Raw genomic sequence first — 10,930 nt, forward strand, 5'->3', positions numbered from 1 at the left:
ACGAGGATAACTATTGGACGAGAATAGCGTGTGCCAGTTCAAGGTCGCTTGCATGAAGTTTTGGCTGGGTCTGGCGCAGGTAAATCAGGGCCGACTCCAGTTGTGCGCCTCGCAGTTGGCCGTCACTGGCGATAAATGAAGCGGCGTCATCCCTGGCGGCGAACAGAAGCTTACGGTCGAAGGGTGCGGAGGTCACCATGCTTGTGGCGTAGCCCGTAGCTACGACGCCTTGCGTCGTCAGGTCGAAGGCATGGGCCTGGCTTGCCCAACTGGCCGCCATGAGAACCGGAGTGATCAACAGACAGGTAAGAAAACGCATGAGACTCGACAGTTGAAAGCGAGTCCCAAGGCTAGCGCAACGCCCGGTTTAGAGCCAGCGCCGAAACATCGGGACACGTCGGGCGTGTCCCGGATATGGATGACGCCTGGTTAGATCGTCAGGATGGCCTGAGCCAGTTGTGCGTCAGTCGCGTTCAGTTGAGGAGCCTGGTGGCGAATGTGGTCGAGTGCACTTTCCAGTTTCACGCCACGAATGGCGCCTTCGCTGGCGACGAAGCTGGCGGCGTCGTCACGGGCCGCGCGTACGATCTTGTCATCGCGAAAGGACGAGGTGACATCGGAAGTGGCATCGGACGTAGCCTTGAGTGCACCGACGACGGCATCGGTGGTCACGATGAAGCTGGTGGCGTGGGAATTGGCAGCCACGGCAAGCAGGGCTGCAGCGCTGAGCAGACGAAGACGGGACATGGTGTAACTCCTTTTGGTAAACCGATTGAGAGGTGGCGCGGTGTCTGTTGAGTCAGACGCCTGTCGCGCAGTCATCGCCACGTTCTGGCTTGATATTAGGCCTGTAGGTGTCGATTCGCACAGTCCCGTCTGTTCAGGCGGACATCAGCGCCAGAACGGCTTATCCAATTCTTTGACACGATCTGAATGACTGATGCCCAGGTCAGACAGCTGCCTGCCGTCGAGTTGCGCCAGTAAACGCCGGGTTCTGGCCCTTTCGAGGCTGTTGGCGAGGCCTCTGAACACTCTTCCAAGCCAGGTAAACCGAGGCTTGGATTGCGAAGTGGTCGCGGGGAGATCCAGTGGATGATCCATGGTGCAGTCCTTTTGCTGGCAGGTCGGGATTTCATGATGATCCCGTCCGGTTCGCCAAGACAGACACACACGCCTGAAATTGTACTGGTTCAGTTTTGATTAAAGTGAAACTGTACCTGTGTTTGAGTGTGCTTATTGTTTTGAGGATTTCATCACCCCAAAACGACAAAACCCGTCGTGGTTTCCCACGACGGGTCTTGTTTGTTCAATTCGGGTGCTGGCGGTTGACCTTAAAGATCAGAGCCAGCGACGCTAACTTAGCGCCAGAACGGCTTGCTCAGCTCTTCGTAGCGTTGTGCTTCGCTAATCCCGGCGTCAGCCAGCAGACGCGAATCCAGGCGAGCCAGTTGGTGGCGGCTGGAGATGCGGCGCTGCCACAGCATCAGGTTGGCGATAACGCGCAGAGGCATGGAAGCCTGGGTTTTTGCAGCGGTGTCTTCGAAGAACAGATCGGAACTGAGTGTACGTTCCATGGTTTTCATCCTTCCGCTTGTGGCGGGATTAGGTAGTGGTTTAACTGATGCCAATGATCCTCTCGTTTGGCCAGTCTCTCTAGATACAGTTCACCTGTATTGTGAGGGACCAGTTAACTGTTAAAGGGTGGTGTACTGGTCTAAATTGAGGCAACTGTACCTATCAGCACTGTTATGGTGCGTTTTTGGTGATTCGGGTCGAAAAGGTAGGGCGTTACGGTAGGAAATGACCAGTACAGCAGTACAGTTTTAAACACATTTCTGCCTGGCAATAGTCCGCTGTCGAAACTGTGTTTGCGACAGCGGCTATCTGTATCAATTACACCGTCAGCATTCGACCGGTTTCTTCCAGGTTGATGTGCCAGCTCAGGGCGTCTCGCAAGATATGTGGCGTGTGCCCGCCGATGGCGCAAGCGGCGGTGAAGTAGTCATCCAGCGCCTGGCGATAGTCCGGGTGTACGCAATTATCGATGATGACGCGAGCCCGCTCCCGCGGTGCCAGCCCGCGCAAGTCCGCCAGACCGACCTCGGTCACGAGGATGTCGACGTCATGTTCCGTGTGATCGACGTGGCTGACCATCGGCACCACGCTGGAGATCGCGCCGCCCTTGGCAATCGACTTGGTGACGAAGATCGCCAGGTGCGCGTTGCGCGCGAAGTCGCCCGAGCCACCGATGCCGTTCATCATTCGCGTGCCGCAGACGTGGGTAGAGTTGACGTTGCCGTACAGGTCGAACTCCAGCGCAGTGTTGATGCCGATGATCCCAAGGCGGCGCACCACTTCCGGGTGGTTGGAGATTTCCTGCGGACGCAGGACCAGCTTGTCCTTGTAACGCTCCAGGTTGCCGAACACATCAGCGTTGCGGCGGCTCGACAAGGTGATCGAACTACCAGACGCAAAGCTCAGCTTGCCGGCGTCGATCAGGTCGAAGGTCGAGTCCTGCAGCACCTCGGAATACATGGTCAGGTCTTCGAACGGAGAATCGATCAGTCCGCACATCACCGAGTTGGCAATGGTGCCGATGCCGGCCTGCAATGGGCCGAGCTTGTTAGTCATGCGCCCAGCCGCCACTTCCTGCTTGAAGAAGTCGATCAGGTGGTCGGCAATGGCCTGGGTATCAACGTCTGGTGGCAGCACCGTCGACGGCGAGTCGGACTGATTGGTGATGACGATCGCGACGATCTTTTCAGGCGGGATCGGAATGGCGGTGCTGCCAATGCGATCGTCGACCTTCACCAGCGGAATCGGCGTGCGGGTCGGGCGATACGTCGGGATATAGATGTCGTGCAAACCCTCGAGGTTCGGGTTATGCGCCAGGTTGATCTCGACGATCACCTGTTTGGCGAAAATCGCGAAGCTGGCCGAGTTGCCCACCGAAGTGGTCGGCACGATGTGGCCTTGCTCAGTGATCGCCACGGCCTCGATGACGGCGATGTCCGGCAGTTTCAGCTGCTGGTTGCGCAGCGACTCCACGGTTTCTGAAAGATGCTGGTCAATAAACATCACTTCGCCGGCGTTGATCGCCTTGCGCAATGTGCTGTCGACCTGGAACGGCATGCGTCGCGACAGGACGCCGGCTTCGGTGAGCTGTTTATCAAGGTCGTTGCCCAGGCTGGCGCCGGTCATCAGCGTGATTTTCAGCGGGGTGACTTTGGCACGTTCGGCCAATGCGTGAGGCACGGCTTTGGCTTCGCCGGCGCGCGTGAAACCACTCATGCCGACGGTCATGCCGTCCTCAATCAGAGCGGCAGCGTCAGCGGCGCTCATCACCTTATCCAACAACGAAGGCAAGCGAATACGATCACGGTACATGGATTGTTATCTCGGGCAACGGAAGCAAGGTGTGCAGTCTAGTGATTTCAAAAAAAATCCTCCCGCTACCATGGTCGAATGCAGACCCCTGATTTAGAGCCTTTGGTCGGGTTTCACGGGGAATAAAAAAACCCCAGCCTACTAAAGGCTGAGGTTTTGGGTATTGCGCTGGAGCAGCTTTTACTCGACGGCTTTGACCATGTCCTCGATGACTTTCTTGGCGTCGCCGAAGACCATCATGGTTTTGTCGAGGTAGAACAGTTCGTTGTCCAGGCCGGCATAACCGCTGGCCATCGAACGCTTGTTGACGATGATCGTCTTGGCCTTGAATGCTTCGAGAATCGGCATCCCGGCAATCGGCGATTTTGGATCGTTCTTCGCCGCCGGGTTGACCACGTCGTTGGCGCCGAGCACCAGCACCACGTCGGCCTGACCGAACTCGGAGTTGATGTCTTCCATCTCGAACACCTGGTCGTAAGGCACTTCAGCCTCGGCCAGCAGTACGTTCATGTGACCAGGCATACGACCCGCCACCGGGTGGATCGCGTATTTCACGGTCACGCCACGATGGCTCAGCTTCTCGGTCAGCTCTTTCAGTGCGTGCTGCGCCCGTGCTACCGCCAGGCCGTAGCCTGGAACGATGATCACGGTATCGGCGTTGGTCAGCAGGAAGGTCGCGTCGTCGGCCGAACCGGATTTCACCGGGCGGGCTTCCTTGGCGCCAGCCGGGCCGGCATCGGCCGTATTGCCGAAACCACCGAGCAGTACATTGAAGAAGGAACGGTTCATCGCCTTGCACATGATGTACGAGAGGATCGCACCGGACGAACCCACCAGCGAGCCCGCGATGATCAGCATCGAGTTGTTCAGTGAGAAGCCGATACCCGCTGCTGCCCAACCGGAGTAACTGTTAAGCATCGACACCACAACCGGCATGTCTGCGCCACCAATCGGGATGATGATCAGGACGCCCATCACGAAGGCCAGCACCAGCATCAGCGCGAAGGCACTGAGGTTGCCGGTCAGCATGAAGGTGACGCCCAGCGCGAGTGTCGCCAGACCCAGCAGCAGGTTCAGCTTGTGCTGGCCGCCGAACTGTACCGGTGCACCCTGGAACAGGCGGAACTTGTACTTGCCCGAGAGCTTGCCGAACGCGATCACCGAACCGGAGAAGGTGATTGCACCGATGGCAGCACCCAGGAACAGCTCCAGACGGTTGCCCGCAGGAATCGAATCACCCAATTGCTTGACGATGCCCAGCGATTGCGGCTCAACAACAGCGGCGATCGCGATGAACACCGCGGCCATACCGATCATGCTGTGCATGAAGGCGACCAGTTCCGGCATCTTGGTCATTTCAACGCGCTTGGCCATGATCGAGCCGGCGGTGCCGCCGACCAACAGGCCGACGATGACGTAACCGATACCGGCGGTGGCCAGCTCAGCGCCCAGCTTATAGATGAGGCCTACGGTGGTGAGGATCGCCAAGGCCATGCCGAGCATGCCGTACAGGTTGCCGCGACGCGACGTGGTCGGGTGCGACAGGCCTTTCAGGGCCTGGATGAAGCAGATGGACGCGATCAAGTAGAGCGTCGTTACGAGGTTCATGCTCATTACTTAGGCGCCTCTTCTTTTACGGCTTTCGGGGCTTTTTTCTTGAACATCTCAAGCATCCTGCGGGTCACCAGGAAGCCACCGAATACGTTCACTGCCGCCAGGGCCACGGCCAGCGTGCCCATGGTTTTGCCCAGTGGCGTAACGGTCAGCGCCGCGGCGAGCATGGCGCCGACGATCACGATCGCCGAAATGGCGTTGGTGACCGCCATCAACGGCGTGTGCAGCGCGGGTGTAACGTTCCAGACCACGTGATAACCGACATAAATCGCCAGCACGAAGATGATCAGGTTGTAGATACCGGGGGAGATAAGCTCTTCCATCGTCTGAATCCCTGCTTAGGCGTTTTTGCGGATGACTTGGCCGTCGCGGCACATCAGGCACGCGGCGACGATGTCGTCTTCTAGGTTCACTTCGAACTGGCCTTCTTTGTTGAAGACCAGCTTCAGGAAGTCCAGCAGGTTGCGTGCGTACAGGGCCGAAGCGTCTGCCGCGACCGCGCCGGCCAGATTGGTAGGACCGCAAATGGTCACGCCATTCTCGACCACAACCTGATCGGCTACGGTCAGCGGGCAGTTGCCGCCCTGGGCTGCGGCGAGGTCGATGACCACCGAGCCTGGCTTCATCTGCGCCACGGTTTCCGCGCTCAACAGCGTCGGTGCCTTGCGGCCCGGAATCAGAGCCGTGGTGATGACAATGTCAGCCTGCTTGGCGCGCTCGTGCACGGCCAGGGCCTGACGCTGCATCCAGCTCGCCGGCATTGGACGTGCGTAACCGCCGACACCGACGGCGCATTCGCGCTCTTCATCGGTCTCATAAGGCACGTCGACGAATTTGGCACCGAGGGATTCGATCTGCTCTTTAACCGCAGGTCGCACATCAGACGCCTCAATCACCGCACCCAGACGTTTCGCCGTAGCGATCGCCTGCAAACCGGCTACCCCGGCGCCAAGAATCAGTACGCGTGCCGCTTTCACGGTGCCCGCAGCGGTCATCAGCATCGGCATGAAGCGAGGGTAATGGTGAGCGGCCAGCAACACGGCTTTATAGCCGGCGATGTTGGCTTGCGAAGACAGCACATCCAGGCTCTGGGCGCGGGAGGTGCGTGGCGCGGCTTCCAGCGCAAACGCGGTGATTCCGCACTCGGCCAGTTTGGCGATGGTTTCATTGCTGAACGGGTTGAGCATGCCCACCACAACGGTGCCGCTCTTGATCAGAGCGAGTTCGCTGTCGCTGGGTGCGACCACCTTGAGAATCAGCTCGGCACCAAACGCATCGTTGGCGCTGCCAATGGTTGCGCCTGCCGCTTCATAAGCACTGTCGACAACGCTGGCGTTAATGCCGGCGCCGCTTTGCACAGTGACCTTATGACCCTGGCCGATCAGCTTCTTGATGGTTTCCGGGGTTGCAGCAACCCGTGTTTCACCCGTCTGGGTTTCGAGAGGAACACCAATGTGCACGTCAAATCTCCTGCGTGATCTTATTGAGTAAACCCAGGCACTTCGGATGGTGCGGCTGGGGCGGCCGATCAGCACGATCCCGCCAAATCAGGGCGGGGCGCGGCATTTTGCAGGCGAACTTTGTGCCCTTCAAGGGATTATGACGGGTGACGGAAAATTAACTACAAGTCACCCCGTGACCGAATGTCGCAACCAACCGCTTCAATCCCTTGCAGGCCGTGCCTTGTAAGGTTTTTCGCCAAAATTCAAGAAATTACACATCGGTACGGTGAATGCAGCGTTATTGCCATCCAATAGCGGCTCAAGGCCACGTTTTCAGGCGCTTGTGGGACGTTTGTACAGCTTCTAGGTACAGTCTGCGAATATGCGACAAATACTTATATCTGTAGGGCTTTCAGTTTATTGACTACGGGGTCAGCTAATAGCGCAGAGCCTTTATCCTTCTAGGCTGTAGCTTTGTGCCTGATTTACCAGCCAGTCGCGAAATGCCTTCAAAGATGCAGATTCGACCTTTCGATCAGGAATCATCAGGTAATACGCCTTGATGCTGGACAGCGCCTGAGCGTTGGCGATCACCAGGCGCTTCTCCGCCAGTTCGCGCTGAATCAGGAACGGCGGGATCAAGGCGATCCCCATGTCATGCATCGCCGCTTGGGCAAGCATGGAGAATAGCTCGTAGCGCGGCCCTGTCATGTCGCGCGGGATATTAAGGTTTTGCGAGTTGAACCATTGGCGCCAGGCATAGGGGCGGGTGGTCTGTTGCAGCAAGGGCAGTTCGGCGATTTCAGCGGGTGTGAGACCTGTCCTTTTGCCCAGTAGGTTGGGGCTGCACACAGGCATGGGATTTTCGCCCATCAGCCTGTGGGATTCAGTGCCTGACCAGTCCGCATCGCCAAAGTAAATGGCGGCATCGAAGTCTGTGTCGGCAAACAGGAACGGGCGTGTGCGGTTAGTAAGGTTGACCGTCACTTCCGGATGTTTTTGCTGGAAGTCCTTGAGTCTTGGCAGCAGCCATTGGGTGCCGAAGGTTGGTACGACCGCCAGTTCAATCACGTTGGTACCCTGCTGGCCCATCACTGACAGGGTGTCGCGCTCTACGGCGTCCAGCTGTGTTGCTACCCGACGGCTGTAGGAAAGTCCGGCTTCTGTCAGCTTCACTCCGCGTCGCGAGCGTCGGAACAATTCCACACTCAAGAACTCCTCAAGGCTGGCGATCTGTCGGCAGATCGCTCCCTGAGTGAGGGAAAGTTCCTGGGCTGCCTTGGTAAAGCTCTCGTGACGTGCCGCTGCTTCAAAGCTGACCAAGGCGGTTGTGCTGGGGATCTTCCTGCGCATGTACGTCAACCTCACTAATACATCGTGCAAAAAACTGCTTCGCGATGTTTCGGAGTGAGAAATTAGCACAACAGTATGCAAAATCCTCGTTTGTGGTAATGCCGAACCCGGCCTAGGATCAGTCCACGTTATTTGACCCGATTCGAGAGGACACACTCATGGGCGGTAAAGCTAGCTTCAACTGGATCGATCCCCTGCTGCTGGATCAACAGCTCACCGAAGAAGAGCGCATGATTCGCGACACTGCCGAGCAATTCGCTCAGCAGAAGCTCGCGCCACGTGTTCTTGAAGCTTTCCGTCATGAAAAGACCGACCCGGCGATCTTTCGTGAAATGGGTGAAGTCGGCCTGCTGGGTGCAACTATCCCTGAGCAATATGGCGGCAGCGGTCTGAACTATGTCAGCTACGGTCTGATTGCTCGTGAAGTTGAGCGCGTCGATTCGGGTTATCGCTCGATGATGAGCGTGCAGTCCTCTTTGGTGATGGTGCCGATCAATGAATTCGGTACTGAGGCCCAGAAGCAGAAGTATCTGCCGAAACTGGCCTCGGGCGAGTGGATTGGCTGTTTCGGTCTGACCGAGCCTAACCACGGTTCCGACCCGGGCGCGATGATTACCCGTGCACGCAAAGTGGAAGGCGGCTACAGCCTGACCGGCAGCAAGATGTGGATCACCAACAGCCCGATCGCCGATGTATTCGTGGTCTGGGGCAAGGACGACGAGGGCGACATCCGTGGCTTCGTTCTGGAGAAAGGCTGGAAAGGCCTGAGCGCGCCGGCCATTCACGGCAAAGTGGGGCTGCGTGCATCCATCACTGGTGAGATCGTCATGGACAACGTGTTTGTCCCTGAAGAGAACATCTTCCCTGACGTCCGTGGTTTGAAAGGCCCGTTTACTTGCCTGAACTCGGCACGTTATGGCATTTCCTGGGGGGCGCTGGGCGCGGCCGAGTTCTGCTGGCACACCGCTCGTCAATACACCCTGGATCGTCAGCAGTTCGGTCGTCCATTGGCTGCTACTCAATTGATCCAGAAGAAACTGGCTGACATGCAGACCGAAATCACCTTGGCTCTGCAAGGCTGTCTGCGCCTGGGTCGTATGAAAGATGAAGGCACCGCTGCGGTCGAAATCACGTCGATGATGAAGCGCAACTCTTGCGGGAAGTCCCTGGACATTGCTCGTATGGCGCGTGACATGTTGGGTGGTAACGGTATCTCCGATGAATTCGGCGTGGCGCGTCACTTGGTCAACCTGGAAGTGGTGAATACCTATGAAGGTACGCATGACGTCCACGCGCTGATCCTTGGTCGTGCGCAGACTGGCCTCCAGGCGTTCTATTAATAGGAGAACGGCCATGGGCGCGCTTTCGCATCTACGGGTACTGGATTTGTCGCGGGTGCTGGCCGGGCCGTGGTCCGGTCAGATACTGGCGGACCTTGGCGCCGAGGTGATCAAGGTCGAGCGTCCGGGCAATGGCGATGACACGCGCGCCTGGGGGCCTCCTTTTCTGAAGGACGCCTATGGCGAGAACACCAGCGAGGCCGCCTATTACTTGTCGGCCAATCGCAACAAGCAATCGGTGACCATCGACTTCACTCGCCCGGAGGGGCAGAAGTTGGTGCGTGAGCTGGCGGCGAAGTCAGACATCCTGATCGAGAACTTCAAGGTCGGTGGTCTGGCAGCTTATGGATTGGATTATGAGTCGCTCAAAGAGGCCAATCCGAATCTGATCTACTGCTCGATCACCGGATTTGGTCAGACGGGTCCTTACGCCAAGCGCGCGGGTTATGACTTCATGATCCAGGGCTTGGGCGGCCTGATGAGTCTGACGGGGCGACCAGAAGGTGATGATGGTGCCGGGCCGGTGAAAGTCGGCGTGGCGCTGACGGACATTTTGACCGGGCTTTACTCGACTGTGGCGATTCTCGCAGCGCTTGCGCATCGGGATCATGACGGTGGTGGTCAACATATCGATATGGCGTTGCTGGATGTCCAGGTGGCGTGTCTGGCTAACCAGGCGATGAACTACCTGACGACAGGCAATGCGCCGAAGCGGCTGGGTAATGCACATCCGAACATCGTGCCGTATCAGGACTTTCCTACAGCAGACGGCGATTTCATCCTTACGGTGGGTAATGACGGGCAGTTCCGCAAGTTTGCGGAAGTGGCCGGGCAGCCGCAGTGGGCGGATGATCCGCGTTTTGCCACCAACAAGCTGCGGGTGGCGAACCGTGCGGTGCTGATTCCGTTGATTCGCCAGGCTACGGTGTTCAAGACCACTGCTGAGTGGGTGTCGCAGTTGGAGCGGGCAGGCGTACCGTGTGGTCCGATCAATGATCTGGCTCAGGTGTTTGCCGACCCTCAGGTAAAGGCGCGCGGTTTGGCGATTGAGCTGCCTCACGCCTTGGCAGGGATAGTGCCGCAGGTGGCGAGCCCGATTCGTCTGTCCGAGACTCCGGTGGAGTACCGCAATGCGCCTCCTTTACTGGGCGAGCATACGATGGCGGTGCTGCAGCGGGTGTTGGGCCTGGACGCTTGTGCGGTGACTGCATTAAAGGACGCTGGAGTGCTTTGAGGAATCCTTCTATATAGAGGGCGTGGTTTTGCTCTTCTATATAGAGGGAGGCGCGCTGTTTTCAGGCTTTCTGCAAGTTATTGATAGAAAGGCTAAATTAGGGGTTGACGGCAGATTCTGGAAGTCTATAATTCGCCCCACTTCCGGCGCAGTCGAAACGGAAAACTCCTTGGTAAACAAAGAGTTACGCAGTTTTCGACAGCGAGTTGCTTCAGGTCATCGAAGCCCAGAAGGAGTTGAAAGAGCGGTGTTGTGTGGCTCTTTTGACGGTTCGATCTTCTCGGTCGAAAGCGGAGAAAAAGAGGTGTTGACAGCAGCGAGTAACGCTGTAGAATTCGCCTCCCGCTAACGAGAGATCGGAAGCGCAAGTGGTTGAAGTTGCAAAGGAAACTTTGAAAACTTCTGAAAATAACCGCTTGACAGATACAGAGGACGCTGTAGAATGCGCGCCTCGGTTGAGACGAAAGATCTTAACCAACCGCTCTTTAACAACTGAATCAAGCAATTCGTGTGGGTGCTTGTGGAGTCAGACTGATAGTCAACAAGATTATCAGCATCAC

At 57.4% G+C, this 10,930-nt stretch carries 11 protein-coding genes; 2 read left to right on the plus strand and 9 right to left on the minus strand.

The window, feature by feature from the left end; all coding sequences use genetic code 11:
• Positions 1 to 10: 10 nt before the first annotated feature.
• The 9 genes from KGB25_RS03125 to KGB25_RS03165 all read right to left on the minus strand — a co-directional run bounded on the left by KGB25_RS03125 (position 11) and on the right by KGB25_RS03165 (position 7,796).
• Positions 11 to 319: a DUF2388 domain-containing protein gene (locus KGB25_RS03125; RefSeq protein WP_223434196.1), complete on the minus strand. Its 309-nt coding sequence runs from the start codon at positions 317 to 319 to the stop codon at positions 11 to 13.
• 110 nt (positions 320 to 429) lie between these two features.
• The gene (locus tag KGB25_RS03130; RefSeq protein WP_008044656.1) at positions 430 to 747 is read right to left on the minus strand and encodes a DUF2388 domain-containing protein; all 318 of its coding nucleotides are present in this window, start codon (positions 745 to 747) and stop codon (positions 430 to 432) included.
• A 144-nt stretch (positions 748 to 891) separates the two neighbouring features.
• Complete coding sequence (locus KGB25_RS03135) at positions 892 to 1,101, minus strand: DUF1127 domain-containing protein (protein ID WP_207285029.1); 210 nt, start codon at positions 1,099 to 1,101, stop codon at positions 892 to 894.
• A 257-nt stretch (positions 1,102 to 1,358) separates the two neighbouring features.
• Positions 1,359 to 1,574: a DUF1127 domain-containing protein gene (locus KGB25_RS03140; RefSeq protein ID WP_007947887.1), complete on the minus strand. Its 216-nt coding sequence runs from the start codon at positions 1,572 to 1,574 to the stop codon at positions 1,359 to 1,361.
• A 319-nt stretch (positions 1,575 to 1,893) separates the two neighbouring features.
• The gene (locus tag KGB25_RS03145) at positions 1,894 to 3,387 is read right to left on the minus strand and encodes an acetyl-CoA hydrolase/transferase family protein (RefSeq protein WP_008027760.1); all 1,494 of its coding nucleotides are present in this window, start codon (positions 3,385 to 3,387) and stop codon (positions 1,894 to 1,896) included.
• A 180-nt stretch (positions 3,388 to 3,567) separates the two neighbouring features.
• Positions 3,568 to 5,001 (minus strand): NAD(P)(+) transhydrogenase (Re/Si-specific) subunit beta, encoded by a 1,434-nt coding sequence (locus tag KGB25_RS03150; RefSeq protein WP_192228098.1) that lies wholly within the window; start codon positions 4,999 to 5,001, stop codon positions 3,568 to 3,570.
• Entirely contained in the window at positions 5,001 to 5,324 is a 324-nt protein-coding gene (locus tag KGB25_RS03155) for an NAD(P) transhydrogenase subunit alpha (RefSeq protein WP_003187010.1), read from the minus strand. The genes KGB25_RS03150 and KGB25_RS03155 overlap by 1 nt, the downstream gene beginning before the upstream one ends.
• 15 nt (positions 5,325 to 5,339) lie before the next feature.
• The gene (locus KGB25_RS03160) at positions 5,340 to 6,461 is read right to left on the minus strand and encodes a Re/Si-specific NAD(P)(+) transhydrogenase subunit alpha (protein WP_008027764.1); all 1,122 of its coding nucleotides are present in this window, start codon (positions 6,459 to 6,461) and stop codon (positions 5,340 to 5,342) included.
• A gap of 435 nt (positions 6,462 to 6,896) precedes the next feature.
• Complete coding sequence (locus tag KGB25_RS03165) at positions 6,897 to 7,796, minus strand: LysR family transcriptional regulator (RefSeq protein WP_008044654.1); 900 nt, start codon at positions 7,794 to 7,796, stop codon at positions 6,897 to 6,899.
• 158 nt (positions 7,797 to 7,954) lie between these two features.
• On the opposite strand from KGB25_RS03165, the gene KGB25_RS03170 reads away from it, so the two are divergent.
• Both KGB25_RS03170 and KGB25_RS03175 read left to right on the plus strand, forming a co-directional pair.
• Positions 7,955 to 9,136 carry an acyl-CoA dehydrogenase gene (locus tag KGB25_RS03170; RefSeq protein WP_008027768.1) on the plus strand — a complete coding sequence of 394 codons (1,182 nt, stop codon included), beginning with the start codon at positions 7,955 to 7,957 and terminating at the stop codon, positions 9,134 to 9,136.
• A gap of 13 nt (positions 9,137 to 9,149) precedes the next feature.
• Entirely contained in the window at positions 9,150 to 10,370 is a 1,221-nt protein-coding gene (locus KGB25_RS03175; protein WP_008044652.1) for a CaiB/BaiF CoA transferase family protein, read from the plus strand.
• Positions 10,371 to 10,930: the final 560 nt, after the last annotated feature.

Origin of the sequence: Pseudomonas sp. BF-RE-21, assembly GCF_019947305.1 — a bacterium.
GTDB lineage: Bacteria > Pseudomonadota > Gammaproteobacteria > Pseudomonadales > Pseudomonadaceae > Aquipseudomonas > Aquipseudomonas migulae.

Bases quoted from the DNA above. Each gene is read 5' to 3' on its own strand.
- KGB25_RS03135 (WP_207285029.1), bottom strand. From the start codon at position 1,101: ATGGATCATCCACTGGATCTCCCCGCGACCACTTCGCAATCCAAGCCT.
- KGB25_RS03150 (WP_192228098.1), bottom strand. From the start codon at position 5,001: ATGAGCATGAACCTCGTAACGACGCTCTACTTGATCGCGTCCATCTGC.
- KGB25_RS03125 (WP_223434196.1), bottom strand. From the start codon at position 319: ATGCGTTTTCTTACCTGTCTGTTGATCACTCCGGTTCTCATGGCGGCC.
- KGB25_RS03175 (WP_008044652.1), top strand. From the start codon at position 9,150: ATGGGCGCGCTTTCGCATCTACGGGTACTGGATTTGTCGCGGGTGCTG.
- KGB25_RS03145 (WP_008027760.1), bottom strand. From the start codon at position 3,387: ATGTACCGTGATCGTATTCGCTTGCCTTCGTTGTTGGATAAGGTGATG.
- KGB25_RS03130 (WP_008044656.1), bottom strand. From the start codon at position 747: ATGTCCCGTCTTCGTCTGCTCAGCGCTGCAGCCCTGCTTGCCGTGGCT.
- KGB25_RS03165 (WP_008044654.1), bottom strand. From the start codon at position 7,796: ATGCGCAGGAAGATCCCCAGCACAACCGCCTTGGTCAGCTTTGAAGCA.
- KGB25_RS03170 (WP_008027768.1), top strand. From the start codon at position 7,955: ATGGGCGGTAAAGCTAGCTTCAACTGGATCGATCCCCTGCTGCTGGAT.
- KGB25_RS03155 (WP_003187010.1), bottom strand. From the start codon at position 5,324: ATGGAAGAGCTTATCTCCCCCGGTATCTACAACCTGATCATCTTCGTG.
- KGB25_RS03140 (WP_007947887.1), bottom strand. From the start codon at position 1,574: ATGGAACGTACACTCAGTTCCGATCTGTTCTTCGAAGACACCGCTGCA.